The organism is Micromonospora sp. DT47 (assembly GCF_049844475.1).
Taxonomy (GTDB): domain Bacteria; phylum Actinomycetota; class Actinomycetes; order Mycobacteriales; family Micromonosporaceae; genus Micromonospora.
Genome location: NZ_JBNCLC010000005.1, coordinates 270,293 through 296,249 on the forward strand (window position 1 = coordinate 270,293; position 25,957 = coordinate 296,249).

Below are 25,957 nucleotides of genomic sequence, written 5' to 3' on the forward strand. Positions count from 1 at the left end.
GGGTGGGCGCCGCGACCGGGCCCGCGACCTACTTGTCGGCGATCTGGCGGGCCTGCTGGGCGGCGTCCAGGGCGGTCCGGCGGACGCCCTTGATGTTGCGGCCCTCCACCTTCACGTCCTGGGTCGGCACGTCGTAGCGGGCCAGGGACTCGCGGACCATGTCCGCGGTGATGCCGGTGTAGAACTCGGGCGCCAGCTCGGCGAGACGCTCGGCGAGGACCGCCCACGGCATGCCGGACTCCCCCGGGCGCAGGCACGCCCACGCGTCGGCGAGCATGTCCCTGGCCTTGACCTTCTCCTTGCTGGTCTTCCCGACCACGCCACCGCCGCGCAGCGCAGTGGCGCGGGCGACGATCGAGGCCGCGGTTTCGGGGTCCGGGAACTGCGACCGCACGGTGGTGGGCCTGGTCAGGCCCGTCATGACACCCCAGCCCGCGTCGTCACCCGGCCGGTACGACGTCGCGGTCAGGCCCCGCTTGTACGCCCCGGTGCCCAGGATCATGTCGTTCGCGACCTGGTCCTGCACCGCCATGCACCAGCGGACGGTGACGCAGCGGGTGATGTTCGGCGGCAGCGACGTCTTGTCGGGGATCTGCGTGGCCAGGACGATGATGATGCCCAGCGCTCGACCCCGCTTGATCAGGCGTTCTGCGGCCATCGCGGCCTCTTTGCCGACGGTGGTGTCGCCGAACAGTTCGTGCGCCTCGTCGATGACGATGACGACCGGGTGCAGGCCGGACCCGCGGCGGGCGGCCAGCTCCGGCGTCACCTTCCCCTCCGGCGCCTCGCCCCGCTCGCGGGCCTTACGGATCCGCTCGCCGCGCCGCTCAGCCTCAGCCAGGCCCCAGGCCAGGATCTCCATGCCCACGCCGAGGGCCTGGTCGTCCACCCCGCACGCGTAGGTGGTGCACAGGTGGGCGAGGTCGCCGAAGTCGGCGGTGCCCTTGAACTCGGCGATCTTCAGCTCACACGTCGGGTCGAGGGCGGCGATGATCGCCAGGGTGCGGGCGCCGTACGACTTCCCGGACCCGGGCACACCGCCGACGAGGAAGTTCCGCGCGAACAGGGACGTCTTGACGGGGCGTTGCCGCTGGTCCGTGCCGAATTCGTGGGACTCGAAGACGCTGGTCCGGGCATTGTCGGCGGCCAGGGACCAGCGGGGCTGGCCCATCTTCGACGCCGACTGGAAACCCACCCACAGGGCGACCTGCCCGGGGTGGTCGCCGCCGACCTCCGGCCACACCTGATCAACGGGCAGGCGCAGCGCTGCGGCGAGGCCGTCGCGCTTCTCCAGCACCGCGGTGGCGACGATCGCGCCGGGCAGGTTGAACCGGGCCATCCAGCCCGGGCCGTCGCGGTGGATGCCGGGTGGCGGGAACGTGATCTGCCCGGGCTCTTTGACGCCGACGGACAGTGCGACGACGGCGTCGCGGACCGCCGTGCCGGTGAGCTTGGTGAACCGCGGCCCGTGGCTGACCCGGTCGAGGATGGGCTTGTCCGCCGGGCGGCCGTGGTATGCGGCGAGCAGGGTCAGCGCGGCGGCGATGGCGTACCACCCGATCCGTGGTACGGCGCCGGTGTGGTACGCCACGGCGGCGGCGGCGGCGACAACCACGAGGGTTGGTACGACCAGCCACCAGTGGGCCTTGGACTCCTTCGCCCGGACCTTGTTCAGGTCCTTCCACGTGAACGCGTCGTTCTTGTTGGCAACGTCCTGGCGGAGGTTGTAGTTCTGCTTCCCGCCGACCGTCCACCAGAACGTCGACGCCACGGCCCGCCCCGCACCCTGCGGGGCGTACCACGCCACCTTGGCGAGGTACTTCGGGGAGCGGCTGGCGTGGAACAGGGCGTGGTACGCGACGGTCCCGCCGATCTGCCGGAGGGTCGCGCCGCGCTGGGGCTTGGACCGCATCCACGCCGGGATGATCGGGGTGCGGTCGCTGCCGTCGGTGCCGGTGATGGTCGCCCAGGTGGTGGAGATGGCGTCGTCGGGGTCGACCGGTCCGCCCTGGGTGGGCAGGTAGACGGTGACGGTTTCGGCGTCTTCGATCTGCTCGTGGGGGATCACGTCGGTGCTCATGGTGGTCACCTCCCTTAGTAGGCGCTGGACAGGACGTCGACGAGCCGTTCCCTGACGACGGGGATGAGCTGGTGGCGGGGCATGGTGGGCTCTTCGAGTTCGTTGTCGATGAGGGCGATGGTTCCGGTGGTCCCGCCGATGAGCCGGGAGATCGTGGCCTGCAGCAGGGTGATCTGGGACCGGAGCATGGCGTTCTCGGCGCGGAGGGCGGGGCACATCTCGCAGCGGTCAGCCATTGCGGGCCTCCTTGTCGTGGGCGGGGGCGTGGAACTGGGCGTTGAGCTGGGCGATCTCGGCTGCCTTCGCGGTCTTACGCCGCTGGTAGGCGGCCTCTTCGCGGCGGGAGCGGATGTGGAAGACGAGCCAGGCCAGCGCCAGCAGTGCGACCAGTGCGGCGAGGGCCAGCCCCAGGCCCACGCCCACGATGTCGGCGAGGCTCATCACGCGTCCTCTCGTACGAGGTGGGCGAGGGCGGCGCCCATGCCGAGCACGGCGACGGGCAGGACCGACACGGCCGTGGTGATCCACCAGGGGGCGGCGCTCACGCCGGCGGCGACGAGCTGGTGGTAGGCGACCTGGCCGAGCGCGCCGATGACCAGGGAGCCGATGGCGGACCACGTGGCGAATCGCCGAGCCCGAGTGGGCACCCGACCCGACAGCGCGACGTACAGGGCGTACGCGCCGTACGTCTCCACGCCGATCGGCAGGGTGATGGCGGTGTTGAGGCTGATCCAGTCGGCGATGCCGGGCAGGGGGTGAACGACGCCGAAGCCGGTGAGTCCGCCGAGCCCGACCCACCCGGACCACACGGCGATGAACGCGGGCTGGGCGAGGATCACGACCGGCCACACGACGACCGGCTTGCGCGGCGCGGTACGTACCACCGGCTCGGGCTGCGGTACGGGCTGCGGCTGTACCACGGTGGGCGGCGGTGGTACGGGCTGGCGTACCACGGTGGGCGGGTCGGCCTGTACCACGGGCGGTACGGGCGGGGTCGGCGTCGGGCGTACCGCTGCGGTACGGCTCTGCTTCGGCGGGGCGGTACGGGCGGGCTCCTTCTTCGCCGCCGGCTTCGCCTCGATGCCGTGCTTGGCGCGGTACGCCTTCACCGCGTCGGCGACCTGGCCGCGCGACCCCCACGACTCCGGCGTCTTCGACACGGCCTTCATGGCGGTGGCCGCCTTGTCGATGCTGCCCGGGTCCTCGCCGCCGAAGTGGGCGTCCAGCTCGGCGAGCATCGTCCGGACGGCGGGGCGGAGTCCGTCGCCGGCCGGGTCGGGTGCCGGCGGCGGGGTGATGGGTTCGGCGTGGGCCCACGGGTCGACCAGCAGGTCGAGGTCGGTGGGCTCGATGGTGGTGGTCATGAGTTCGCGGGCTCCTTCAGACGGAGGTCAGCGAGGACCGGGAGGGTGGTCGTGGCGGTGATCGCGGCGACCGGCTCGCGGTCGAGGACGACGGTGCGGGTCAGCCAGCGGCGCCGGCCGGCGCGGTACGCCGTGCGGGTGAGCCGCCAGACGCGCGGGGCGGTCCATGCGGCGATGACGTAGAGGCCGATGGTGAAGTGCTTCAGCATCCACCAGGTGGCGCGGGCGAGTTGCGCGATGGCCACGCCGGCCAGGACGGCGGCGAAGGAGCCGCCGTCGCTGGTCGAGTGCTGCCGGTCGCAGGGGATCAGCACGGTGCGGCACATCAGCGGACCAGCGCCTTCTGGCGGGGGCGGGTCTGCGCCGGGATGGGCTGGGCGTGCTGCTTGCGGACGGCGGCGGCGTACCGGTTGGCGTGCCGCTCGCACAGCCAGATGGCGAGCAGGGGCGGCCCGCCAGCGAGGATCGGGCCGACGATCAGGACCAGGACGAAGTAGCCGTTCACCGGTCACCGCCCTCGCGGTACAGGAACCGGAACAGGGCCTGCTGCAGCTCCGCCAGGTCCGCGCCGGTCGGCTGCGGGTAGCCGCGCTCCGTCAGCGCCTGGGACACGTCGATGACGAGGCCGAACGTGAACCGGGGGTCATCGGCCGGGCGGGGCATCGGGTAGTTGCGCTTCGTGGTGGGCTGCGCGGGCGTGGCCGCGTGGGGGATCATTTCCATGGGTCGGGGCTTCCTCCCGATCAAGGCCCTCGGTCAGCGGTGCAATCGCTGCCCGGGGGCCGCCTACGTTGGTGGGTTACCTGGGCCACTCGTTGGTGCGGAACTCGTACCGGTCGCGGGCCTCGGTGTTGCGCTGGTCCCGCTCGGTGGCCCGCTGGGCCTTGCTCTCGGTGGTCTTGTCGCGCCCGATGTGGGCGAGGACGCCCGCCGGGGTCTCGCTGTCCGTGCTGGCCATCCGGTTCCTCCATCTCGCGTTCGAATCGCTGCCCGGGGGCCGCCTTGTGTGGGTCAGACGGTCAGGTCGATGTCGAGGCGCTTCCACCACGGGAGGCGCTTCTCGGCGCGGATGACGCGGTCCTGGGCGAACACGTACTCGGCGCACTCGTAGTCGTGGCCGCAGTCGAGGTTCAGCCCTCGGCGCGCCGCCCGGTACGCGGCTCGGGCCTTGCGGGTCTTCGTGCTCATCTGGAACAACTCGGGCTCCTTCGGTCTCGCTTGCGTGTTCGTGTCTCTGATGAGACGCTAACGCCGCGAGGGTTGCTGTGTCAACTGAGACAAGGAGCTGATAGCGTGACCGACGTGATCCGACCCAAGACCGTCTACACCGACGAGCAGAAGGCACTGCTCGCCGAGGCTGTCGCCGACGCTCAGGCCGCCGAGGCTGCTGAAGAGAAGGCATGGCAGTCGATCAAGCGGGCACGCGACGCGAAGGTGCTCGACACGGACCTCTGCGGCGACGAGACGCCACCGCGGTTCAACCGGGCCACGCTGAACCGGAAGTTCGGGCCACGCTCAGCCTGACCAGCGACGACAAGACCGGCCCCACCACCTCCCAGCGGGAGGCAGTGGGGCCGGTTTGTGTGTCAGTTGAAACGCTTGCTCGGATCGGTTAACGTCTCATGTGAGACGTAATCTCGATCCGAAGGAGCCTCCCGTGGCGTTCTACCTCGCCGGTGTCGGCCTCGCCGTCGTCCTCGCCGGACTGGCCTACGTGGTCACCGACTGGTGCGGGCGGGGCCGCCGGGTCCTGCTGGTCGGCGAGAAGTCGCGCCCGGTCGAGCTGGTTTGACGCCTGTGGATACGGTGCGCGGTATGACGTGCTGGATCTGCGGCCGGTGGTGGCTGCTGCCGTGGGCGTGCGGCCAGTGCCGCCGGGACCGCCGCCGGATGCGCCGCGACTACCTGGCAACCGCGGCACGCCCCAACCGGCATTGACAGGCGGCGCTACGGTGCCCGGCATGACCCGCACCCGCCGCCTTCTCCCCGCCGCGCTGCTCCTGGTCGCCGCGCTGGCCGGCTGCTCCAGCGACCCCGAGCCGTCCGCAGCCCCATCCCCCAGCACGGCCGCCACGACTGGCCGGCCCGCCGCCATCGAAATCGAGTGCGCCAACATCGACCGAGCCCACCGGGCGTGGCAGGGCCCCCCGGTGCCGCAGTCGGCGGTGGACGCTGCCGGAATCACCGAGCTGGACGTCAAGATGGCGATGGAGGACGGGGAGGCGTATCTCCGCGCGGTGGAGGGGCACGCCGATCAGCCGTCCAAGGCGCTGGCGTCGGCGATCGCGCAGTACAACCTGGACCTTGCGATCCTCAACGCGGAGTTGACGATCGGCGGCAAAGCGGACGACAAGACGGCATTGGCGGTGGCAGTAGCTGCGCGGAAGGTGCACGACGATTACGCGGCGTGGCAGAACGCGACCTGCGTCTGAGCGGCCCTGAACACGACGAAGCGCCCCCTGCCAGCTCCGAAGAGCCAGCAGGGGGCGCAGTACGTGCAGGGCAGGTTAGGCCCAGCCGCCGGTGAGGAAGTGCACGGTCAGCCAGACCATGAAGCTGAGGAGGATGACCCGGCGGATCTGCGTCCAGCCGGAGCGTCGCCGCTCGGGCTCGCCCGGCTTGCGGCGCTGGGTGCCGAACCAAGCCCACACGTGCTCGGAGAGCGTGTCGCCGGGATTGCTGTTGAACAGGGCCATGCCCTCGACCAGCAGGAACCAGGCGATCCAGGCCAGCCACAGCCAGGTCCAGCCGCTCACCGCAGTGTGTTGGGCCGGTCGTCGACCAGCGACGGGGAGCCGCCGGGGCCGGCGACCTTCCCGGCGACGATGGAGGCGACCAGCGACGCCACGGCCGCGCCCAGGGCGAGGGTGGCGGCGTCACGCCAGCCGACGTGGAGGACGTCGACGCCGACGGCCTCGCCGGCGTTGGGCACGCCGAGTACGGCGGCGATGGTCCAGGCGGCGGCGCGGACGGCCCGCTCGAGGGCCCCGGCCCAGAATTCGCGGGTGCGCAGGTAGGAGGTGCCCATCGGTGCTCCTAGAGTCAGAGTCGTGGTGCGTGGTGGATACGTGCGCAAGCCGGACGGCTCGCGGGTGTGGCGGGAATGGTCGCCGCAGCCGTGCCTGTCCGGGCATGACGAATGGGCGCCGTCCACGCAGGCGTGCCCGACCTGCCGGTGGGGCGTGCGGGTGTGGACGTGCCGGGAGTGCGACGAGCTGGTCTACGACCCCGACCACGTCCACGGCGAGTAGCTACCGGGGAGGACAGCCGAACTGGTCGCGCAGCCGCTTGATGTCCCGGGCGATCTTCACCCCGGCCGGCGTCTGCGGAGGCGTCACCTTGTACGCGTCGTCAAGGGTGGTCACGACGCCGCACCACTGCCTTTGGCTGTCCCGCGACACCTTGTTGGCGTAGATCATCGACGAGGCGGCGGCGAGGAACGCACACACGAAGGACACCGCGAGCAGGTCCCAGCTCCGCCGTAGGCGTCTCCGCAGCTCACGTTCGCGCTCGGCCCCCGGCTCCGGTCGCGTCACTGCCGCTCACCCGCCTCGGACGGCGCCTGCGACGGCGATGATGATGGTGGCGGCGGTGAGTCCGGCGCTGGAGATGGCGATGGCCCGCTGGTTGTAGTCGTTCCGCCATTGCTGCGCAGCGAGAGCAGCCCCACGCCGGCCGGGATCCCCAGCACCGCCACGAACGTGCCCAGCAGCGCCGCTGACGCCTGCCCGGGTGGGACGAGGACTGTCTGGTGCACGATCCCGCCCAGTCCCACGAGGATGCATCCGACGTCCAGGGCGATCCGGATGAGGCGTTCTGTTTTCATCGCCACGCACAGGTCCTAACCTTCCCGCCAGCAGCACCGCCGAATCTGCGGGGCTCACCCTTGGGGGGTGGTGCCGGCGGTCAGGATCTCGCCCATGCGGCGGAGCACCTCCTCGGCGGCCACCTCGCCGGCCAGTCCGGCGCGGACCAGCTCGGCCAGCTGCTCATCGCGGGCCTGGTCCTCGGCGGCCAGCTGGTCGATGCGGGCGAGCACCTGCTCGGTGTCGACGCCCTCGACGGCGGCGAGCAGCGCGGCCTGGCCGGCGCGGATGGCCTTGGCCTGGCCGTGGATCTCGAAGATGGCACCGCCGGCGGAGATGCTGCCCTTCACCCAGGGCGCGGACGGGCTGCCCATGACAGCCCCAGGCACGGTCCCGAGCTCCTGCCGGAGCAGGGTGCGGATCTCGTCGAGCGTCGGCATGTCGTCCTCCAGTAGTCCGATCTCGGTCAGGTAGCGGCGCATCACGGCGCTCTGGTCGCGGCCGGCCTTGATGGCGTCGCGGTGGTAGGAGATGTGCGTGTGCCAGCGGTGCGAGCTGTCGCCGGAGGTGCGCCGGCCGAGGCGGTCCCAGCGGCGCACCACCTGCCCGTCCGGGGAGTAGATGATCTCCCGGATGTCGCGGGTGTCGGCGGCGTTCGCCTTGCACTGGGCGACCAGCCACATGCTGAAGGTGGCCAGGGTGTGCCGTTTCCCAGCGACGCTCACGGAGAAGTCGCCGACGTCCAGGGCGCACGCCCAGTCAGCCAGGCCGGTGCGGTCCCGCGCCGACTCCACCACCGAGTAGTCCTCGGGGAGCACCCGGTCGGCGCCGCAGTGGTAGCCACCCCGGTGGTCAGGGTCGCCGGTGATGCCGAGCGCCGCCGCCTCGATGTGCAGGTGGTCGAGCAGCAGCCGGCGCACGGCCAGCAGGTTCGCAGGTGCCGACGTCACTGGGGTACCTCCGCCCAGACGGGAATCGGGCCGCGCATCAGGCGGCCTGGTAGGTGCCGGAGACGCGGATGATGTCACCGTTGGCCCACGTCCACGGCGCTGTCGGGCCCACGAACTGCCCGGTGGATCCCTCGTGCAGGATGATCCCGAAGTCGTTCGTGGTGAACGAGAACGCCGACGACGAGCGGTAGCCGACCGTGGACGCCGACGAGTCAATCAGGATCGCGGGGAACACATCGTCGACGGTGGTGTCCCGGGTGACCGGCGGCAGCCCGAACGAGTACGACGAGCCAGAGCCGATGGTGGTCGTCGACCCGAACGTGAGCTTCATCTTGAAGCAGACCGCCTGGCCCAGCAGCGTGTACCGGGCCAGGAGCGTGCCGTTGCCGATGACGAAGCTGCCGGACGCCGGCGAGACCGTCGGCGTGTACGCCACCCACGCGCCGAGCCGCACCACCACCCGCCACGTCGTGCCGTCGTAGGTGTAGATCCGGTCGGTGTCCGTCTCGTAGATCGTCATGCCCTCGCCCGGGGACGACGGCCTAGTCCCGGACGTGCAGGTGATGACCGCCTGTTCCATCAGGTAGTCGTTCACGTCGCCTGCGGTGAGGACGTCACCGGCGCCGAACGTCTTGAAAGGCACGTTTCCCCCAGGTCAGTAGGCGAGGATGTTGTCGTCCAGGACCCCGGACGTCGGGTTGTCCAGCACCAGCCACGACGACTCGGCCGCGGACTGGAACACCCACTCGGTCGTCCAGTCGGCGAGGCCGTCCCCCGTCTGGTGGCTGATGCCGCGCAGCCACACCTCCCGCTCGATCGGCGTCCCACCGCCGGGCGGGGTGCGCGTCGCACCCAGGCGGTCGCCGATCTCCCGGCCGAGGGCCTGCGGCCACAACCGGTCATCCCCGGCCGGGCGGAGCCGCATCGACGCGAACCGCACCTGCGGCCGGGACGCTTGCCCCAGCAGCGACGACGCGTATTGCAGGCATTCGGCGTCGGTGGTGAGCAGCAGATCCGTGCGGCTGAACGTGCGGGTCAGGTACGCGGTCCTCGATGTGGCGTCCTCCACCACCTGCGCAGTCCCACCAGTGCGGGCGATGCTGATCAGGTTGAAGACGGCTTCGGTGGCGTTGTCCAGCTCCACGTCCGCGTAGGGAAGTGCGGGCAGCCGGCGGGACGTGGACGCGTGCGCGACGCCGTCCCATTCGGCGCCCGGCTGGTCCCCGTCGACGTAGTCGGTGACGGTGGGGCTCTCCTCCACCTGCAAGCCGTCCAGCCAGACCTGCTGACCGGCGGTCGTGGTCGAGAGCGCCGGCCACACCTGAAAGTTGACCGACGACGCGGCGACGGTGGTGGTGAGGGTGAGCCGCACCCACTGGTCCGTCACACCGCCCGTGTCGGCGCCCCACGGGCCCGTCGCGGCGAGGACACACACCACCGACGGCGACCCGGACGGCACGTACGCGTACACGGAGAACGTGTAGGTGCGGCCAGCCGTCAACCCGTCGACGGTGTAGTTGATCAGCGGGATGTCGGCGGGGGTGGCGGTCGCCCACGTCGCCAGCACGCTGAAGCTGCCGAACATGGCGCGGGTGGAGGAATGGGTCAGGACGGGGAAGTTGGCGAACCCGCCAGCCAGCCAGCCGGTGATGCCCGATTCGGACGACGGGTTCGTGACCAGGTTGACGGTGGTGGCCGCGCCGGACTCGTCGGCGGCGTCGGACAGGCGGGCCAAAGGCCGCGCGGACCGCAGCGACTCGGCCAACGCGAGCCGGTTACGGAACCGCACCCTCCCGTCGGCGTCCATGAACAGCTCGCCCATCTCCGAGTCCGCCGTCAAGTGGAGCTCGGTGAGCGTGTTCGCCGCGAGGGTCGTCGCCTGCAACACGCTGTCCCCGACGGCAACCATCCGGTCGCCGTCCGGCCAGGCGATCGAGTCGAGGATCCGGTTGATGCGGGCGCCGGAATCCTCACCCGCCCCAGCCGACACGGACTCGTTCCGGTCGTAGGAGGCGAACGCGGCGAACCCGTCCACGCAGGTGAGGGTCACCACCGACGAGCCGGGGCCGTCGTAGCCGACCTTCCACTTGTCGGCGAAGCCACGCCACAGCGGATACGTGACCCCGTTGATGCGGGCGCGGATCCGCACCGCCCGCATCGGCTCCACCTGCGACCGCCCGGCCACCACGTACGGGCCGGCCAGGTTCGTCGGATCGAACCTTCTGTCGTCGTTGCGCAGGACGATCGTGGCGGTGCCCTGCTCGTAGCGCAGCAGCGGCGAGTCCGTCCGCGTCGCACCCCGCCGGGTCTGGAACCGCGTCACCCACCCCGACACGTCGGTGAACAGGTCGTCGGCGCCCAACGTGTTGTGGTCGAGCAGCCCGCGCGCCTGGTCGTTCAGGTGCAGAGCAGTGCCGGTGAGCGGTGCGGTGAACCCGACCTCAACGATCAGCTCCGGCGTCACCGCCGCCACCCGCTCCCGTTGCCCCGCTCGTACGCCTCGATGGCGCGGACGACCTCGCGGCCGGTCTCCGCCGGGTTCGCCGTCGCCGGCACGTTGATGTTGTAGGTCGAGCTGTAGACCTTCGACCCGCCGCCGCCGGCGACCATCGCGGGCGCCATCTGCGGACGCACCGTCGCCCCGTACCAGCTGGCCGCCTGGTCGAGGATGCCCAGCGACCGCCGCGGGTCGCCGTTGCGCGGCACGAACGCCTCCTGCCCCGTCTCCGGCTCAGCGAACGCGTACAGCGGCCGGGCACCGGCGGAGAACACGGACGCCTTGCTGAGCAGCCCATCGCGGGCGTGGATCGGGGTGACGCCACCCCACCGCATACCCGTCGAATAGCCCTGCCCGGAGTGGAAGGTCCCCGCGTACGAGGTGGTCATGACGGCTTTGATGTCGATGCGCCGGTCGATGCTGGCGATGCGCGCCTTGAGCGCGGCGATCTGCGCATCTGCCTGCGTCGTGTTGGCCTTGACCTCGGTGTTCCACTTCTTCGGGATCGACAGGACGCTGTTGACGTACGCCCACGCCGCCGTCTCCGACAGCCCGTACTGCCGGGCCTGGTTGTACAGCGCGGTCCGACCCTCGTTGATCTTCCCGTTGGCCTTCTCCACCGACCCGGTCTGCTCGAAGACGGCCTGCGCCGACGTCTTCGCCGTCGTAGCGATCTTGTCGAGCGCCTCGCTGTACTTCCGGCCCCGCTCCGTACCCAGGTTGATGCTGCCGACCTTCTTGTCGAACACCGTCCGGGCGTCGTCCACCGCCCCCTGGAACGCCCTCTCCGCCTCGTTCGCGTTCAGCTGCACGCCGTTGAGAATCTGCAACGCGTCAACCAGGTCGAGGGCCTTGCGGGCGGCGGTCCCGGCCGCGCTACCCACACCACCGAGGCCAGTGGCCAGCTCCTGCGACTTCCCACCGGCCCCTTCCTGCGCCGTGATCAGCGCATAGAAGAACGGCAAATCGCCGGTGAGCCACGCCCCGACCTTCTCCCCGGCCGCATACAGCTCGGAGAGACCCACCACCAGCGCGGTAGTGCCGCGAATGCCCCACTCCACAGCCTCGAACAGGATGCCCAGCGCGCGGGCGCCCTCGTCGGCGTGCGGCGCGAGGTCGGCAAAAGAGTCGCCGATCGCGTCGCCGATTTCCCGCAGCCCGTCGGCGATCGAGTCGATGACCGGCCCGGCCTCCTCGATGGCCTTGGTGAGCCCCGGCATCACGTTCTCGGCCCCGTCCAGCAGACCGTCGAGCAGCGGATCCAGGTACTGCGACGCGGCAGAGAACGCCCGGGTGAAGGCGGGTTCCAGCTTCAACGCGCGGTTGCGGATCGTGTCGATCGCATCGAGCGTCTCCGGCACGAACGCCATTGACGCCCGACCGAGCATCTCCGACAGGTCATCGCCCAGCCTGGTGCCGGCGGCCTTGACCTGCGGGTCCTTCGCCGCGAGGGCCAGGCCGCCGAGCACCCCACCGACACCGGCGGCGCCGACGATCGCCCCACCGACAGCAGTGCCGACCAAGGTGACCAGCCCGGCCGCGATCGGCGCCCCGATCGCCAGGACAGCCGGGTTCATGCCCGCCATCGGCGCCCGCGCCAGCAACGGACCCAGCTTCGCCGCGAACGACACCGACACCTGCCCGGCCAGATCCGCGCCCATGTCGCCGGCGGAGCCGACGTCGATCAGCCTCCGCAGGCTGACCTGCTCACGCTGCTTCCCCTGCTCCAGCCCGAGCTGCTTGGTCAGCTTCGCCCGCTCCGCCGCATCCGACGTCCGGGCGATCTCCCGCGCCAGATCCCGAATCCCCCGGGTCGTGTCCGCGATCTGCCCATCCAGCCGACGCGCGTCCGCGGCCAGATCGCTCAGGCCGTCGCCGAGCCGCTCCGTCGACTCCGACGCCTTCTCACCAGCCCGACCAGCATCATCAACAGCGTCAGCGAGCTTCTCAGTGGCGTTCTCCGCGTCCCGCGCACCCCGCACATAGCGGGCGGCCTCCAACAGCAGATCAACCTTGACGGTACGGGCCACCCGGTCACCGCCTCTCCACTCGCCACAGCAACGCCTCCGGCTGTGGACTGTCCTGGTGCTGCGCCTGAGCAATCGCCAACGCCGTCCGCGCCCTACACCGCGCCGGCGGCGGCGCCACCCACCGGCGGCCGTCGTCCTCATGGGCGAGGGTGTCGTCGGCCAAATGACCGCAGCCGCACGGACACAACGTCGCCCGGTAGCCGACCAGCGCCGCCATCCACGCCCGATCGGCGTCAGACCACTCCGACTCCCGCACCGTCACCGACCGCACCAACCGGCCACCGTCGTACTCGTACGAGGTGGACTCGGCCGGCTCCCACCCATCCAGCCGGCGCGGGGAAATACCCAGCCGCTCCGCCGCCTCGATCCGCGCCCGCAGCTCCGGCTCGACAGCCAGGCGGCGGATCAGAAAGGGAGGTCGACGTCCTTCTTGTTCAACTTCCACGCGGCGGTGGACAGCTTCTCTACCTGCGCGTCGGTGAGCTTCCCGTCGTCGCCGAGCAGCGCCGCCCAGTCCTCGGCGTCCAGCTCCGGAGCGACCGTGCACGCCCGGGCCAGCGCGGTGAAGAAGGTGTCGACGTTGAAGCCGAACACCCCGTCGCGGCGGTCCATCTTGTCGTCGACCACCCGCGGCGGGTGCTCATCCATCAGCGCCTGGTAGCGGGGCGACGGCAACGCCCGCAGCGTCACCGTCAGCGTGCTGCCGACCATCTCCTCACGCAGCGCCGCGAGCCGGTCCTCGAGAGCCTTCGCCGCGCCACCAGACCCGGCGAGGGAATCCCCGGCCGCGGCCTGCGCGGCGGACAGGTCCCGCTGGGTCCGCTCGTAGTCGGCGACCAGGTCGGCGCGCAGGCACAGCGGCACCGTCGCCTCCGGCAGCCGCGCACCCCTGATCAGGTCCTTCACATCCATGCTTCGTCTCCCAGCCCTGTCCAGCCCGAGGGTTGGTGCAGGGAGGCGGGCCGGGCTGGGGTGGCCCGCCTCCCTGGTCTGGCTAGGCGACGACAGCGCGCAGCTCCGGCGCGGACGTGATCTTCGTGGGGACCTCGTACCGGGCGACCGTGTTCGCCTCCGGGTTCAGCCGCTTCGTCTGCCCACACACCACCGGGTAGACCTCGACCTTCTGGGCCGCCGTCCACGCCGTGGTCTCCAGCACGTCGCGCCGGATCACGATGTAGCCGGCCGCACCCCGGATCAGCGTGTTGTAGGCGGTGTCGGTGCCGTCCTGCTTCTTCAGCCGCAGCATCGTGCCGGAGAACGTGTCCCGGCCGATCGTGACCGTGTTGAACGTCGAGGCCAGCGACGTGGTGTCCACGTCGGCGGTCTCCGGCTCGAACCCGGCCAGGCCGTCGGCGGTCACCAGCGACTGCAGCAGCAGGCCGGCGTTGAGCTCGGTGGTCGTCGGCAGCGCCTTGTTGGAGATGGCGGGCACCCAGGCGACCCGGGTGTTGCCGTCAACGGGAATGTCGGCCATCAGCTCTCCTCAGTTCCGGCGCGGCGCTGACGGCCGGCGGTCTTCGTGGTGGTCTTCGCCACCGGCTCGGTGTCGGTGATCGTCGTGGTGGGCGCCGGCTCGGCGGTCGGGTCCGGCTCTGCGGGCTTCTCGGTGATCTCCCAGCCGCGCGCCTGCCAGAACTCGGCGGCGTCCGGTGCGAACGGGGCCGCCTCGGTGCCCCCGGGGTGCTTCATCCACACCCACTCGATGTCAGCCATGCCTCAGCCCAGCGGGAACAGCTGGTAGGTGACCGACGTGGCGGACGAGAAGGCGACCGTGACCACGTTGGTGGTGAGGTTGACGGCAGCCGGCGAGATGTAGAAGGTCTTGCTGGTGGCGTTCGTCACCGACGACGCGGTGGTGGTCGCCGGGTTGCCGACCGGGGTGAGCGACGAGTCCGACACGGTGACCGTGATCGGCGCCCCGGCGCCGTTGATGACCACCAGGTACGCGCCCCGCGCGCCGATGTCGTTCGCCGAGATCGTGTCGGAGGTGGTCACCGTCGCTCCGGTGCTCGTAGCTCCGGCCGCCGTTGGGCGGACAGCAGTCAGTAGCGCCATCGGGCGCCCCCTTCGTTGGTTGGTTCCCGCCCGATGGCGGAGGTCAGGCCGGAACGGTCAGCAGGCGGTAGACGTCGACCTGGTCGACGACCAGGGAGCCGGTGTCCTCGTCGCGCCGCGGCGGCTGGTTGTCGACGTGCCGGATCGGGAAGCACACCCGGCCCGAGATCGTCGGGCGGACGTTCAGCAGCGCAGCCCGCACCCGCGTCGCCACGATCCGCGCCGCCGCACCCGACCCGCCCACGCTGTGGCAGTACGCGTCGACCTGCACCACATCCGAGTCGCCGGTCAGGTCCACCTTGTCCGGGGCCTCGGCCGCGCCCGGCGTGACGGTGGCGAAGTAGACGAGGACGTACGGGGACGTCTTCGGGTCGATGCCCGACGGGACCACCCCGTCGTAGACGACCAGCGCCGCCGGCACGTCGTCCGCATCCAGCAAGTCGAGCACCGCCTGCGCGTGGGCCTGGATTGTCACCGGCCCTCCAGCAGGTCCACGCCGAGCTGCTCGACGGCGGCCACGAACTTCGGCCCCTCAATGTCGAGGGCCGGCCCGAGGTGCGCGAACGGGGCGTTGTTCACCGTGCCGTACTCCAGGATGTTGCCCAGCGCGCCCTGCCGCTTGTCCTTGTCCGGCCCGATCTCCGCGCTCACCGACGATCCCGACACCTTCGTGTCGTAGCCGATCGAGTACGGGTAGGAGGGGGCGTGCCGGATGCCGCTGGCGAACCGGCGGGCGTCCTTCTTGATGTTCAGCGCGCCCTTCGACACGACCTTCTTGGCCTCGTCGACCGCGTCCTCGGCAGCCGACTCCAGCACAATCTTCAGGTCATTGATGCCCGTGGAGGACACGGTCACCTTCACGACAGCACCTCCGTCACGCCGACTCGCCGGGCCGTCAGGTGCGACTTGGCCGCCACGTCCCGCACGGTGAACACCCGGTCGACGAGGTCCGGATCGAGCGCCGACGCGGTGATGGTGATCTGATCGCCCTCGACCAGGCCCGTCGCCGACATCGGCAGCTGCACCTCGAAGCGGGTCACCAGCACGAACGCCTCGCCGACGTCCTGGCCCTGCCCCGCGTTCGTCCGCTGCTGCACCCGGCACTTGCCGGAGTAGAGCGGGTCGCCGTACGTCGGGGTGATGACGCCTGAGTTTGGGTCCGTCGCCTCGCCGGTGCGGCGTCGGATCGTGCACGCGTCTGTCATCAAGGACTCAGCGGCAGCCCGGCCGCGGGCGATCAGGGAAGCTGCGCTCACGGTCGACTCACCACCCCGAGATCAGGTCGGACCACAACGCCAGACGCCGGACGGGAAACTGTGCCGGTGTTCGGTCGAGCGACGACGGTGCCGGGAACGCTCACGCGCAGACTGCCCAGCACCACCGCGACAGAGACGCCGTCGGGGCTCACCGCACCGGACCACGCCAGCGACGGAGACCCGAGGGCCACGGGAGCGGCGATGCCATCCGGAGCGACGCCGCCGGACCAGACCAGCGCAGGATCCCCGAGCACCACCGGCACACTGACGCCGTCGGGCGCAACCGACGAACCACCGCCACCGGTGTCGAACACCACGTCAACGAAGTAGCAGGACGCGCTGAAGAAATCCGCCGGGTACGCCAGAGATGCGTTGACCTCGAAAGTCCCGTTGCGCAGCGTGCCGACGCCGAGCGGGTTCGTGCCGTCCGCGGGCGCCGTGATGTTCCCGCTGACCAGCGGCGAGCCGAAAAAACTCGACGTGCTGACGTACCGGCCAGCGCCCGAGTGGATGACCGCCCGATACTGGTGGGAGGTATCCACCGACACCGGCGAGTCGAACGTGACAACGTTCCACGCCCCGGCGGTCGGCGACCCGCCCATCACCTTCGACGCCAGCAGCGTCCCCGTGGTGGTATCACCGATCGCCACCTCATACAGCGCCGCCGTATAGGCGCCCGACACCGTGGTCGTCGCGAAGAACCGGACCCCCGTCACCGAACCGGGCACGGCGAAAATCAGCGACGTGCCAGTGGAGATGCCCGGGGCGCCGTCGGAGTTGTTCGTCCCCGTCGGCGTCTGGGAGGTGAACAGGGACTCGGCCACTGCTACCCCCCGATCAGCCGACCTTGAGGATCTTCGGCGACGAAGCCGGCCAGGTGATCGCCACCGTGCCCGTGCCCGGCTGGATCGGCAGCCCCGTCCCCGTGTCGTAGTAGGCGATCAGCCGCTGCGCCGTCACCGCCACATCCGCCCCGCCTGCCGCGGCCGAGGACTGGAACAGCAGCAGACCATGGTTGACCGCGCTGGCCGTTGCCGTCACCGACGTGTCATCCGCGTCGAACACGCCCAGCGTGAACGTCTTGCTGGACAGGGCCGCGCTGGTGCCGTTGAGCACCCCACCCGCACCCGTCACATCGCTCACGAACTTGTGCGCGGCGGAGTAGGTGTACGAGCGAACCAGCGCGCACTTGGCAGTGCCGCTACTCAGGTTGATCGTCCCGTCGAGGATGCCCTCGTTGAACGGGTCAAACTCAGCGTTTGGCATGTCAGCCTCCGATGCGAACGAGGCCGGCACGCCGGCCGTACTGGCGCCGCAGAGCGGCCTTCAAGTGCGGCGAAGCGTCCATCGCCGCAGCCGCGACCTCGTAGGCAACCGAGTAGTCGTCGATGGCCTCACGTGTGGCGCCGGACGGGTTGGAGTAGGCGCCCCTCGCCAGGGACAGCACCGCCGACCGGGCGAACTGCAACTCCTGGCTGCCCGCCGCATAACCGTGGGTGTAGACCACCACCACCGTGGACGGCTCCGTGTAGCAGGTCGCCCAGCCGGTATCCCGCCACAACCGGGAGCCGTGCCGCCGGTACGTGCCCGTGGTCGTGCCCTCCGCGACGGCATCCCCGTCCAGCGTCACCGACGTGACCGCCGATACGGGACGCTGCGGCAGGTCCAGCCAGCCGTCAGTACCACCGAGCAGGGTCGCCGTGTCCCCCACAACCTCGACGATCCGCTGCCCCGTCAACGACTGGACGACGGCGGTCGCAGCCTCCAAGACCAGGGCCGCCGTGGACGCGTCCAGATCCTGCTGCAGCAGGGAGGCGAGGTCCGCCGGCGTCGCAAGCTGATCGGCCATAAGATCCTCGCCTCCCTCACTACTCCGACTTTGCGGCCGGCCTGGCCGCCTTCTTCGCCGGTACGGCCTTCTTCGGCTCGTCCTCGACAGGCGTCCACTCGCCAGCCTCGACGAGCGTCTTGATCGTCACCTCGCTCACGGTGCGGTGGGGGACGAAGATCCCCCCACCCGGGCCGCGGAACCTGCGCTTGCCGGCCATCAGCCGAGGATCACGTCAGCGACGACCAGCCCGGTCGGCCGGGTGACCTTGACGCCGTAGACGTGGAGGCCCTTCACCATGTCGGCGAACCGCTTCTCCATGCGCGCCGCCTCCACAGACACGATCTGCTCGGCCAGGGTCGTCGCACCCCGGTAGCCGGCGATCATCGACGTGCCAGCGCCAGCGCCGGGCCCAGCCGGGAGGTTGTTCGACTTGAAGATGTCGAAGCCCGCGGCCTCACCGACACGACCGTTCTGACGGGACGCGGCCGACGGGTCATCGCCAGCCTTGACGAACCGGTCGTCCTTCAGCAGCAGACCGTGGAACCCCGGGGAGACAACCGCGAACCGGTCCTCCTCCGGAACGTCCGCCTGGTCCAGCAGCACACTCCAGTCGACCAGCGCCGTGTAGGCAGTCGTCGCGGTGACCGTCGCCTCAGCGACCAGGTGGTCGGGCGCGGCAGCGGAGGCGCCGGCAGCCATCGTGGTCAGCACGAACGCGTCGAGCACGTTCTTCAGCCCGTACGCGGCACGCTTCGTGGCCTCAGCCATCACCGCGCCACCGTTGACCGACTGCGCCCGCTCGATGTCGTCGAGCTCGAACGCGAAGTACTTCTGCTGGTTGATCAGAAGCGACTGGGTGGCGTCGTCGATGTCGTCGATCTGGATGTCGGTGTGGACGGTGTAGTCGCGGACGGTCGGGTCGACGAAGTTGGTGATCTTCACCGAGTCACCGGCGCGGGCGATGTCGCCCTCGTAGTTCCGGTTGCACACGCCAGCGCCCACAGCAGTGCGGGAGAGGGCGGTGAGGATGCGCGCCGACCAGATGTCGGGCACAAAGTTGGTAACAGCCATGACGGCTTAGCTCCTTTTGGTCAACGTGTCATTTGACTCCGAGCAGGTCGTTTAGTTGGCCCTTCACGCGGGCGTCTTCGATCTGCTCGGGGCTCATTCGCCTCAGGTGATCGCGGGTGAGCTGGGTTGGGCCAGCGGATGAACGCGCCCCCTGTGACGGATCCGGGGCCGGAGTACGCGGCCCCGACGGGCCGCGCAGCGCCGCAAGCCTTTCGGCCTGCCTGGTCAGGGATTCCTCGTCAGCGCCGGTCAGGAACGTCTCGGCGTCCTCGTCGGAGATCCCGTGCTTGAGGGCGGTGCGCAACCGGAGCAAATCCGCGTCCTTGGCGGCGGCGGCCTTTTCGGCAGCGGTGGCCCTGTCGGCGAGTTTCTGCGCCTCGGTCTTCTGCGCCTCTTCAAACTCGGTGAGCTTCTTCGCGGCGGAGGAGTTTTCCTTCGCCCGCTGCTCCCACTTGCGCGCCTCGGCCTTCCAGTCCGTCTCCGGCTTCGTCGGAGCGGTGGCCGGATCCTGTGCAGGAGCCGGTACGGCAGGGGTCTCCATGGGGGTCGTGTCGGTCGGCTGGTCGGTCATGCGGGTCTCCCGTGCGGGATATGGGACCGTCCCGTGCGGGGCGGTCAGAGGATGTAGCCAAACCGCTGGAGCAGCCTTAGGGCCTCTTCGCGGTCGTCACCTGCGATCTGCAGGATGCTCTCGGGCATCAGCCGCGGCGTCTTCGCCGACCGGTACCGGTCGCCCGCCCTGCGACTGCCGGTCTGCCGGGCGCCCAGCCGGATACCGGCCACGCCGCGCACCGTCACACCCTCGGAGGTGACCAGCAGCTCACGGCCGTACACGTCCTGGGCCTGCAACCGGCCGCGGGACCGTCCACCGCGCAGGATCCGCGCCTCAGGGCCGGTGATCCGGGCGCCGGCCGGCGTCAGCCCGGCGGCGCCGCGCCGGGCGTTGACAATCTGGTTCATGTTGGCGCCGAGGCGGATCGACTCCGCGCCGGCCTTGGTGAAGATCCGGTCCTGCTCCTCGGCAGTCAGGCTGTCGAAGTAGTTCTGCGGGTTGGTGCGCAAATCCTCAGCGGTGTCTTCGCTACCTGGCACGTGGACGCAGTCGCACTTCGGATGCCGCAGGAAACCGGCGTTGAACTCGTACCACTTGCCGGCCAGGATGACGCACCGAGCGCACGCCGGCAGGCTCAGCATCCGCACGTACCCGGTGGCCTCCCGATGCGCGGTCATCGCCACCTCATCGGCGGCCCGCCCAGCGTCAGCAACCTGCGTCGCCGCGATCATCCGCACCGCCGCCTCGCCGGACGCCATCGCCCGATCGAGCGTGTACCCGCGGCTCAGCGCGGTCAGCGCGGTCAGGGACGGCTGATTGAGCAGCACCTGCAGCTCGCGGCCATCCGAGGCGACACCCACCAGGGCATCGACGTTGACCCGCCCAACTGCGACTGGGCTCAGCCGCTGCTCGGCGAGCACCGCAGACAGATACGCGTCAGCCGACGCGGCAGCCGACCGCTGCGCACCAAGCAGCGGGCCAAGCAGGCTCGGAACCAGCCCCGCCCACGAATCCGCGATGTTAGCCCGGTCGACCCGGCGCCACAGCAGCGACGCCAACCGGTCCATGCCGCGCACCAGCCGGGACCGGGACCGGTAGTGCTCCCTCGCCACCGTCCGGAGGCTCACCGGCTACTCCGGTTCGGGGATGACTGGCGGCGCTCCAACGGCTTGCGCCCGGGCGAGTTCGGCGATCGGATCCCGCTCGGCGGCCTGCTCGTCCTCAGCCTCCATACGCCGGATCTGACCCGGCGTGTAGCCGAGATCCTCGCGGGTCTGCCGCTTGGTGATCGCGCCCTCAGCGAGCAGCTTCATCGCAGCATCCGCAGCCTGCGCCCGCGTCGGCGTGGCAGCATCCCGCCAGATCGTCTCCAGCCGCTTCGCCCGCGGATCCCAGTCGCCTTCCTGGAACCGCAGGACCAGGCGCTGCGACTTCCTCCACGACCCACCGAAACCGCGCTGCTTGCGCTCGGCCCGCTTCACCGCCCGCGCCTCCCGGGCACGAATGGAGTCCGCGGACGCCGGGTTGCTGGTGGTGATACCGAAGTTGCCCGGATCCAGCCCCAGCAGACCGGACGTGTGCTTGGCGAGCTGGTCGAGGGTGGCGTGGAAGTTCGACAGCGACGACGAGGTGAACTCGAACGGCTTGACCTCGTTGCCCGCGCCGTCGCCCTGGATGGTGAGTAGGCGACCAAGGATCACCTGCAGCGCAGACATGCGGTTGCCGCCCTGATCCACGAGATCGTCCGGGCCGATACCGAAAATCGCCCGCAGCGGGATCGCGTGGAATTCGGCCGCCACCATCATGTCCGTCGCGATCTTGTTTGCAGCGTGGGACAAGCTGAGCAGCGGCTCCGTCAGCTCCGACCGGCCGTACCGATCGGCCAGCCGCCCCCGGTTGACGAGGGGAACGATCGGCACCTCGCCGAGGTTGTGCTCATCCCGGCCCTGCTCCCGCCAGCCGTCCTGGCCCCGGTCGTACCAGATCGTGGCGTTCGGCAGGTACAGGGTGGCGAACTCCTCCTCCGTCCGAACCAGCGAATCCTGGCCGTCCGCCCAACGCCTAAGCGCGCCGCGGGTGGCCCGGGTACGGGGATCGACCTCGGCGAACAACTCCAGCGGCGACTCGACGGTCACCAGCGGGGTATCGGAGTCGCCCTCGTTGGCGCCAACCGCGATGTACGCGCGCTTCATCACCAGCGCGTCCACGTGCCCCAGCTGCGACTCCGTGTCGAGCTCGTTGTCCAGCCACACCCGCTGCAGGTTCTTGTCTCCGGCGAGGCTCGCCAGCTCCTCCGGCGTGACCTCCTGGTCGTCGTCCTCCGGATACCGGAAGCCGAGCACGTCGAGGCGCTCCTCGAGCGGATCCACGGCGAGCATCGGCCAACCGAGCGCGACGGCCTTGATGCGGTCCCCGACCTCCCGCAGGATCTCCGGGTGCAGGTAGTGCAGCGGCGCGGTGCCCTCGTAGAGGGAGTTCAGCTCCCGCAGCTTCGCCAGGTCCGTCTCGTGGAGTCTCGCTAGCCGGTCAACCCATGCGGCTTCGGTGTCGGGGAGCGCCATACGGGTTTCCCCCTTCACCTCATGACGACAAGCTTGCGGCGGCCCTTGCTAGGCCAGAGCTTCGCGGCAGTCACATCACCGGCCGCCTCATGGCAGATGATGCTGGTGACGCAGGCGTCGATCTTCTGCTGCTGGGACGGCTTGCCCAGCACGTACCGCTGCGACGGCCGGGCCACCTTCCGGGCGTTGCGGACGTGCGTGGCGGTGATCGGGCAGCCGTCCTGGGTGAACGTGCTCTCCGCCTTCATCACGTCCGTGAACAGCCGCTCAGCGGCGGCGTGCATCTGCACTGGCCGGTACGTCTCAAACCGGATGACCCGCTTCTCGCCGTGCCTCGCAGCCCACTGGTCGTGCTCGGTTTCCCAGCCCGGCGGATCGCCATACCAACGGATCACCCGGAAGCGGGTGAAGATTTCGTCGACGGCGGCGTCCACCTCAAGGCGGGGCACCTGCCCCGACCACTCCGCCGGATTCCAGATCGTCGGCCGCCGGTCCGGCCCGTACGTCGGCGTGAACTGGTAGCCGTCCTCGGTCTCCAACCGGATCGCCGTCCAGTCGTCCACGTCGCTGCCGTCGAACCCGGCCACCACCGCAGTCCCGTCCGGGACCACGCGAGGATCAGCGCGGGCATCCCACCGGTCGCCCTCAAGCCACGCGCCAGCGCCGTAGACGATCCGGTTACCGAAGAACCGCTCCGCCTGGGCCGGGTCCTTCTCCAGCAGCTCCGCAGCCTCTGCCTCGATCGCGTCCAGGTCGACGTGCCGGGAGCCCGCGTAGACGTGCCGGTGAATCTTTCGCCGCTCAGCCTTGTTCTTGTACGACAGCGACGCAGGCGGAAGACGGTGGAAGCGGAAGATGTCCGGCCGGGACGACTCCGACGTCCGTTGCGCGACGCTGTCCTCGGCCGGATCCCACGCGTTCGTGGTCTCCATCGTCCGGCCACCCATACCCGCAGCACCACGCCGCTGGGTCGTGGCCACCCGGTCCATCTTGTTCGTGACCGTCCAGATGCCCGTCTCGTCCTGCATCACGAACGTCACCGGGTTACCCAGCCGCGACATCGCCGACGAGGTCACCACGTCGATGCGGCCATCGTTCGGCAGGCGAATGAACTCCTCACCGACCTTCATCAGCTCACCGAGCGGCCCGTTGCGGATCATCGACTGCAACGGGCGGTAGACGTTGTCGGTCTGCTCCACCGAGAACGCGGTGAGCTGGATCAGCGGCGTCGGCCATGGGATCGCCATCGGCTCGCCCGGCTCATACACGTACACCCAGCCGCAGCCGCAGCCATGGTCACGGCAGTCGTACCGCTCACCGCCGGCGGCCCAGCCCGCGAACACAACAGGCCCGACAGCCTCAGCCGCGCAGATAGCCGCCGTCCACGGACCCTTGCCCGTCTTCTGCGGCGCCACAGCCTGCGAACGCCGGTAGTGGAACGCCGTCGCCAACTGGCCGACCCGCGCCGCGGGCTTCACCCGGTAGTGGTTCGCGCTGCACCACAGCTGCCAGTCGTACATCTCGAACGGCTCGCCCTTGCGGAACCCGTCCGGAACGATGCAGTGCTGCTCAATCCAGTCGCAGGTCACCCACAGGGTGGGGAAGTCAACGACGAACTCAGGCTCCGTCGCCACCGGCCACGACCTTCAACCGGCCACGGCTCGACGGCCGCACGGGCTGCGGTGGGGCGTCCCGCCGCTCGGCGACCTCATCCCGGGCGATCTTCCACCCGTTCTCCTTCAGCCCGGCCGGCGTCATGCCGATCTGGTCAGCCAGCCGGACGACCACGTTGCCGAGCGCGGCGCCCGCCTCCGGGTCCTCCATCCGCACCGACCAACGCACCCACAGGGCCACCGTCCGATGCCGCCAGGACTCCATCGACCAGGCCGCGCCCTGCGGAGTACGCCACGCCTGCTCCCAGACCTGCGCCTCCCGCTCCGAACAGCCCGGCAGCGGGAACGTCGGCACCTCACCGCAGTACCCCTCGCCAGGCAGCGCGGTCAGCGAGTAGCCGACCTTCGCCGATTTCAGCGAGTTCTCGTCAGGCTGAGGCCCCGACCGGTTGCGAGCACCACCGCGCGCCACGGCCACCACCTCACCCTGCGTCACTGGCCTGAACGTCTGAACCCTGCGCACCCCGGGCGGCCCTCCCCGGCGGTCCTGCTCAGGACCGCCCTGGGGGTCACCCCCCACCCCATACGTCACTCAGCGTGACCTGGGTTCGGTGTGCTCGCGTCCGTCGAGGCTGTGATGCACGACCATCCATCGCACCGACCCGTCCTCACCCTTGACGGGCTGTTCAGTGGGCCCGCATACGCAGGCCTGTCCACCGCTGCTGTCGTGGGTGATCAGGTCGTTGACCGGCACCACGTGGACGCTGCTCACCTGGCGTTCCACCCTCCGGGCTGCGCCTCGCTGGTGTGCTGGTCATGGCATGGCTTGCACAGCCCACGCCCATGGGCTGGGTCGTTGGCGTCCATGCCTGCGGCTACCTGCTCACGCCTACTCAGCGGCCAGTGGTCAGCCACCGTGCTGGGTGCCAGGCACTGGGCTCCATGGCTGTGGCCTTCGTCGGTGCACACGCACAGCGGATCGCGGCGTAGGACACCAGGCCTGAATCGGTTGGTGTGTGCCTGGCCGTAGCCGCGCTGCTGGCGTGTGCCCCGACGTTGGTCTGCCGTCTTGGTGCAGCGTTCGCACCGTCCGCCCGTGGTCAGCTCAGGGCAGCTGCGCTCGTGTTCTGCGCATCCCGTGCATGGGCAGACCCGCAGTGCTCGGGGCATGGTGCTCACCCCCGGACATGCCGAAACCCCGCCTACACGGGGGGAAGGCGGGGCTCCGAAGACACTTCTAGCGCTGTAGATCTATCGTCCGCACTGGTCAGACGATTGTCAAGCTGCCACACCTGCGGCGCGCCGGTATGCGACGTCAGCCACCACCGCACGCACCTCACGGACCCGGTACAGCGGACGCCCCCGCTCATCCACCCCGTGCGCGGTGATCCGCCCCCGGTCGGCGTAGTTGCGCACCATGCTCGCCGTAACCGGCCGGTCCAGCACCGTCAACGCCGCAGCGAGCAGCGACGCGTGGGCGAGGACGTCGTCAGCTTCCCGCAGCAGCCACAGCCGCCGCTCGGTCACGCTGTGCCGGGTCTTGCAGGCCGGGCACTTCACGGTGCCGTCGTCGGTGCGCGCGTACAGCTCCTCCCTGCACACCTGGTCGTCGCCCTGGGTGTAGCAGGGGCCGGCGTACCACAGCGGCGGCGGAGCGTCCACCACCTGGACCAGCGTGCGGCAGGCGTCGCCCAGCTCGTCGAACGCCTCCTCAGCCTCAGGCCGATGCCGCAGCCACCCGAGATGACCCAGCAGGTACTCGGCGGCCCGGGCGATCGGGTGCGGCACGGACCGGCTGCGGATCAGCGCGCACGTCTGATGCCGACAGCCCGCCCCAGAGCGGCACAGCGGCCCGATCACGGGCCCGGGGCGCACCGGGCCACCACCGCGCTCCTCGGCGACGTGACGCGCCCACGTGGTGATCGTGTTGCCGGCGTCGTTGCCCCGGTTGCGGGCGGACGGGTCGAACGGCAGCGGCGTCACCTTCAGCCCACCGTCCGGCCGGCCGTCGGGGTCGTCGTCGGGCAGGGTGCGGCCGTGCCGGTCGGAGTAGCGGGCGAGCCGGGCCACGGTCACCTCGACCTCGCCGGCCACGTCCCAGACGGCGGCGAGCTGCTCGGCGGTGCGGTTCGCGCAGCGGGGGCACACGTAGGCGGTGTCCGGTAGCGGCTTGCCGCACAGGTCGCAGGTGGTGGTGAGGGTGGCGTTGCGGTCCACGGTGTTCGGTCCCCCCGGGTTGTAGGCTGGCCGGTGCGTGTGGCGCCCTGGCGGGGGTGCGGTGCGGCGGGCT

At 70.3% G+C, this 25,957-nt stretch carries 41 protein-coding genes; 4 read left to right on the plus strand and 37 right to left on the minus strand.

The genetic code is table 11. The features are described 5' to 3' along the window. Positions 1-28 precede the first annotated feature (28 nt). The 9 genes from ACLQ2U_RS10605 to ACLQ2U_RS10645 all read right to left on the minus strand — a co-directional run bounded on the left by ACLQ2U_RS10605 (position 29) and on the right by ACLQ2U_RS10645 (position 4,632). Positions 29-2,080, minus strand: coding sequence for a cell division protein FtsK (locus tag ACLQ2U_RS10605; RefSeq protein ID WP_425750397.1), 2,052 nt, complete (start codon positions 2,078-2,080; stop codon positions 29-31). Between the two features lie 14 nt (positions 2,081-2,094). Further along, a complete protein-coding gene (locus ACLQ2U_RS10610) occupies positions 2,095-2,316 on the minus strand; it encodes a hypothetical protein (protein WP_425750398.1) in 222 nt (73 codons plus the stop codon). Next, positions 2,309-2,521: a hypothetical protein gene (locus ACLQ2U_RS10615; protein ID WP_425750399.1), complete on the minus strand. Its 213-nt coding sequence runs from the start codon at positions 2,519-2,521 to the stop codon at positions 2,309-2,311. Before ACLQ2U_RS10615 ends, ACLQ2U_RS10610 begins: the two co-directional genes overlap by 8 nt. Next, positions 2,521-3,444 carry an ABC transporter permease gene (locus ACLQ2U_RS10620; RefSeq protein ID WP_425750400.1) on the minus strand — a complete coding sequence of 308 codons (924 nt, stop codon included), beginning with the start codon at positions 3,442-3,444 and terminating at the stop codon, positions 2,521-2,523. The genes ACLQ2U_RS10615 and ACLQ2U_RS10620 overlap by 1 nt, the downstream gene beginning before the upstream one ends. Then, positions 3,441-3,770 (minus strand): hypothetical protein, encoded by a 330-nt coding sequence (locus ACLQ2U_RS10625; RefSeq protein WP_425750401.1) that lies wholly within the window; start codon positions 3,768-3,770, stop codon positions 3,441-3,443. The genes ACLQ2U_RS10620 and ACLQ2U_RS10625 overlap by 4 nt, the downstream gene beginning before the upstream one ends. Then, the gene (locus ACLQ2U_RS10630; RefSeq protein WP_425750402.1) at positions 3,770-3,949 is read right to left on the minus strand and encodes a hypothetical protein; all 180 of its coding nucleotides are present in this window, start codon (positions 3,947-3,949) and stop codon (positions 3,770-3,772) included. Before ACLQ2U_RS10630 ends, ACLQ2U_RS10625 begins: the two co-directional genes overlap by 1 nt. Next, a complete protein-coding gene (locus ACLQ2U_RS10635; protein ID WP_425750403.1) occupies positions 3,946-4,167 on the minus strand; it encodes a hypothetical protein in 222 nt (73 codons plus the stop codon). Before ACLQ2U_RS10635 ends, ACLQ2U_RS10630 begins: the two co-directional genes overlap by 4 nt. A gap of 76 nt (positions 4,168-4,243) precedes the next feature. Further along, a complete protein-coding gene (locus tag ACLQ2U_RS10640; protein WP_425750404.1) occupies positions 4,244-4,402 on the minus strand; it encodes a hypothetical protein in 159 nt (52 codons plus the stop codon). 53 nt (positions 4,403-4,455) lie between these two features. Next, positions 4,456-4,632 (minus strand): hypothetical protein, encoded by a 177-nt coding sequence (locus ACLQ2U_RS10645; protein WP_425750405.1) that lies wholly within the window; start codon positions 4,630-4,632, stop codon positions 4,456-4,458. 105 nt (positions 4,633-4,737) lie between these two features. Here ACLQ2U_RS10645 and ACLQ2U_RS10650 point away from each other — a divergent pair, with 105 nt between their 5' ends. The 3 genes from ACLQ2U_RS10650 to ACLQ2U_RS10660 all read left to right on the plus strand — a co-directional run bounded on the left by ACLQ2U_RS10650 (position 4,738) and on the right by ACLQ2U_RS10660 (position 5,876). Then, the gene (locus ACLQ2U_RS10650) at positions 4,738-4,968 is read left to right on the plus strand and encodes a hypothetical protein (RefSeq protein WP_425750406.1); all 231 of its coding nucleotides are present in this window, start codon (positions 4,738-4,740) and stop codon (positions 4,966-4,968) included. A 133-nt stretch (positions 4,969-5,101) separates the two neighbouring features. Beyond that, positions 5,102-5,236: a hypothetical protein gene (locus ACLQ2U_RS10655; protein ID WP_425750407.1), complete on the plus strand. Its 135-nt coding sequence runs from the start codon at positions 5,102-5,104 to the stop codon at positions 5,234-5,236. A gap of 169 nt (positions 5,237-5,405) precedes the next feature. After that, complete coding sequence (locus ACLQ2U_RS10660; RefSeq protein ID WP_425750408.1) at positions 5,406-5,876, plus strand: hypothetical protein; 471 nt, start codon at positions 5,406-5,408, stop codon at positions 5,874-5,876. Between the two features lie 75 nt (positions 5,877-5,951). Here ACLQ2U_RS10660 and ACLQ2U_RS10665 read toward each other — a convergent pair whose 3' ends face one another. Together ACLQ2U_RS10665 and ACLQ2U_RS10670 are read right to left on the minus strand one after the other, a co-directional pair. Continuing rightward, the gene (locus tag ACLQ2U_RS10665; RefSeq protein ID WP_425750409.1) at positions 5,952-6,200 is read right to left on the minus strand and encodes a hypothetical protein; all 249 of its coding nucleotides are present in this window, start codon (positions 6,198-6,200) and stop codon (positions 5,952-5,954) included. Continuing rightward, positions 6,197-6,472 carry a holin gene (locus ACLQ2U_RS10670; RefSeq protein WP_425750410.1) on the minus strand — a complete coding sequence of 92 codons (276 nt, stop codon included), beginning with the start codon at positions 6,470-6,472 and terminating at the stop codon, positions 6,197-6,199. Before ACLQ2U_RS10670 ends, ACLQ2U_RS10665 begins: the two co-directional genes overlap by 4 nt. Before the next feature lie 22 nt (positions 6,473-6,494). On the opposite strand from ACLQ2U_RS10670, the gene ACLQ2U_RS10675 reads away from it, so the two are divergent. Beyond that, positions 6,495-6,695, plus strand: a complete 201-nt coding sequence (locus ACLQ2U_RS10675) for a hypothetical protein (protein WP_425750411.1) — start codon at positions 6,495-6,497, stop codon at positions 6,693-6,695. On the opposite strand, the gene ACLQ2U_RS10680 is transcribed toward ACLQ2U_RS10675, so the two are convergent. From ACLQ2U_RS10680 to ACLQ2U_RS10805, 26 genes are all read right to left on the minus strand, one after another. Continuing rightward, entirely contained in the window at positions 6,696-6,980 is a 285-nt protein-coding gene (locus tag ACLQ2U_RS10680; protein ID WP_425750412.1) for a hypothetical protein, read from the minus strand. It abuts the gene before it with no gap. Next, a complete protein-coding gene (locus tag ACLQ2U_RS10685; RefSeq protein ID WP_425750413.1) occupies positions 6,977-7,276 on the minus strand; it encodes a hypothetical protein in 300 nt (99 codons plus the stop codon). Before ACLQ2U_RS10685 ends, ACLQ2U_RS10680 begins: the two co-directional genes overlap by 4 nt. Before the next feature lie 48 nt (positions 7,277-7,324). Beyond that, positions 7,325-8,200: a hypothetical protein gene (locus ACLQ2U_RS10690; protein WP_425750414.1), complete on the minus strand. Its 876-nt coding sequence runs from the start codon at positions 8,198-8,200 to the stop codon at positions 7,325-7,327. A 37-nt stretch (positions 8,201-8,237) separates the two neighbouring features. Then, the gene (locus tag ACLQ2U_RS10695; protein WP_425750415.1) at positions 8,238-8,843 is read right to left on the minus strand and encodes a hypothetical protein; all 606 of its coding nucleotides are present in this window, start codon (positions 8,841-8,843) and stop codon (positions 8,238-8,240) included. Positions 8,844-8,855: 12 nt separating this feature from the next. Then, on the minus strand, positions 8,856-10,664 hold the full coding sequence (locus ACLQ2U_RS10700) for a carbohydrate binding domain-containing protein (protein WP_425750416.1): 1,809 nt from the start codon (positions 10,662-10,664) through the stop codon (positions 8,856-8,858). Then, positions 10,661-12,727: a hypothetical protein gene (locus ACLQ2U_RS10705; protein ID WP_425750417.1), complete on the minus strand. Its 2,067-nt coding sequence runs from the start codon at positions 12,725-12,727 to the stop codon at positions 10,661-10,663. The genes ACLQ2U_RS10700 and ACLQ2U_RS10705 overlap by 4 nt, the downstream gene beginning before the upstream one ends. A 4-nt stretch (positions 12,728-12,731) precedes the next feature. Further along, entirely contained in the window at positions 12,732-13,172 is a 441-nt protein-coding gene (locus ACLQ2U_RS10710; protein WP_425750418.1) for a hypothetical protein, read from the minus strand. Beyond that, complete coding sequence (locus tag ACLQ2U_RS10715; protein ID WP_425750419.1) at positions 13,133-13,639, minus strand: hypothetical protein; 507 nt, start codon at positions 13,637-13,639, stop codon at positions 13,133-13,135. Before ACLQ2U_RS10715 ends, ACLQ2U_RS10710 begins: the two co-directional genes overlap by 40 nt. Before the next feature lie 82 nt (positions 13,640-13,721). Next, positions 13,722-14,201, minus strand: coding sequence for a hypothetical protein (locus ACLQ2U_RS10720; protein WP_425750420.1), 480 nt, complete (start codon positions 14,199-14,201; stop codon positions 13,722-13,724). Beyond that, on the minus strand, positions 14,201-14,440 hold the full coding sequence (locus ACLQ2U_RS10725; RefSeq protein WP_425750421.1) for a hypothetical protein: 240 nt from the start codon (positions 14,438-14,440) through the stop codon (positions 14,201-14,203). The genes ACLQ2U_RS10720 and ACLQ2U_RS10725 overlap by 1 nt, the downstream gene beginning before the upstream one ends. 3 nt (positions 14,441-14,443) lie before the next feature. Beyond that, the gene (locus tag ACLQ2U_RS10730) at positions 14,444-14,722 is read right to left on the minus strand and encodes a hypothetical protein (RefSeq protein WP_425750422.1); all 279 of its coding nucleotides are present in this window, start codon (positions 14,720-14,722) and stop codon (positions 14,444-14,446) included. Positions 14,723-14,825: 103 nt separating this feature from the next. Further along, positions 14,826-15,257, minus strand: a complete 432-nt coding sequence (locus tag ACLQ2U_RS10735) for a hypothetical protein (protein ID WP_425750423.1) — start codon at positions 15,255-15,257, stop codon at positions 14,826-14,828. Next, on the minus strand, positions 15,254-15,643 hold the full coding sequence (locus tag ACLQ2U_RS10740) for a hypothetical protein (protein WP_425750424.1): 390 nt from the start codon (positions 15,641-15,643) through the stop codon (positions 15,254-15,256). Before ACLQ2U_RS10740 ends, ACLQ2U_RS10735 begins: the two co-directional genes overlap by 4 nt. Then, entirely contained in the window at positions 15,640-16,038 is a 399-nt protein-coding gene (locus tag ACLQ2U_RS10745) for a DUF6093 family protein (RefSeq protein WP_425750425.1), read from the minus strand. Before ACLQ2U_RS10745 ends, ACLQ2U_RS10740 begins: the two co-directional genes overlap by 4 nt. After that, a complete protein-coding gene (locus ACLQ2U_RS10750; protein ID WP_425750426.1) occupies positions 16,035-16,862 on the minus strand; it encodes a DUF4082 domain-containing protein in 828 nt (275 codons plus the stop codon). Before ACLQ2U_RS10750 ends, ACLQ2U_RS10745 begins: the two co-directional genes overlap by 4 nt. Positions 16,863-16,875: 13 nt before the next feature. Next, positions 16,876-17,304: a hypothetical protein gene (locus ACLQ2U_RS10755; RefSeq protein WP_425750427.1), complete on the minus strand. Its 429-nt coding sequence runs from the start codon at positions 17,302-17,304 to the stop codon at positions 16,876-16,878. Position 17,305: 1 nt separating this feature from the next. Continuing rightward, positions 17,306-17,887, minus strand: a complete 582-nt coding sequence (locus ACLQ2U_RS10760; RefSeq protein WP_425750428.1) for a hypothetical protein — start codon at positions 17,885-17,887, stop codon at positions 17,306-17,308. Between the two features lie 19 nt (positions 17,888-17,906). Beyond that, on the minus strand, positions 17,907-18,086 hold the full coding sequence (locus tag ACLQ2U_RS10765; protein ID WP_425750429.1) for a hypothetical protein: 180 nt from the start codon (positions 18,084-18,086) through the stop codon (positions 17,907-17,909). Continuing rightward, a complete protein-coding gene (locus ACLQ2U_RS10770; RefSeq protein ID WP_425750430.1) occupies positions 18,086-18,940 on the minus strand; it encodes a P22 coat protein - protein 5 domain protein in 855 nt (284 codons plus the stop codon). The genes ACLQ2U_RS10765 and ACLQ2U_RS10770 overlap by 1 nt, the downstream gene beginning before the upstream one ends. Before the next feature lie 28 nt (positions 18,941-18,968). After that, entirely contained in the window at positions 18,969-19,511 is a 543-nt protein-coding gene (locus ACLQ2U_RS10775) for a hypothetical protein (RefSeq protein ID WP_425750431.1), read from the minus strand. Positions 19,512-19,555: 44 nt separating this feature from the next. Further along, positions 19,556-20,560 (minus strand): hypothetical protein, encoded by a 1,005-nt coding sequence (locus ACLQ2U_RS10780; RefSeq protein ID WP_425750432.1) that lies wholly within the window; start codon positions 20,558-20,560, stop codon positions 19,556-19,558. Positions 20,561-20,623: 63 nt separating this feature from the next. After that, complete coding sequence (locus tag ACLQ2U_RS10785; RefSeq protein ID WP_425750433.1) at positions 20,624-22,054, minus strand: phage portal protein; 1,431 nt, start codon at positions 22,052-22,054, stop codon at positions 20,624-20,626. Positions 22,055-22,068: 14 nt separating this feature from the next. Beyond that, a complete protein-coding gene (locus ACLQ2U_RS10790; protein WP_425750434.1) occupies positions 22,069-23,688 on the minus strand; it encodes a hypothetical protein in 1,620 nt (539 codons plus the stop codon). Continuing rightward, entirely contained in the window at positions 23,672-24,163 is a 492-nt protein-coding gene (locus tag ACLQ2U_RS10795; RefSeq protein WP_425750435.1) for a hypothetical protein, read from the minus strand. Before ACLQ2U_RS10795 ends, ACLQ2U_RS10790 begins: the two co-directional genes overlap by 17 nt. A gap of 96 nt (positions 24,164-24,259) precedes the next feature. Further along, on the minus strand, positions 24,260-24,439 hold the full coding sequence (locus ACLQ2U_RS10800; RefSeq protein ID WP_425750436.1) for a hypothetical protein: 180 nt from the start codon (positions 24,437-24,439) through the stop codon (positions 24,260-24,262). A 506-nt stretch (positions 24,440-24,945) separates the two neighbouring features. Then, entirely contained in the window at positions 24,946-25,884 is a 939-nt protein-coding gene (locus tag ACLQ2U_RS10805; protein ID WP_425750437.1) for a hypothetical protein, read from the minus strand. Positions 25,885-25,957: the final 73 nt, after the last annotated feature.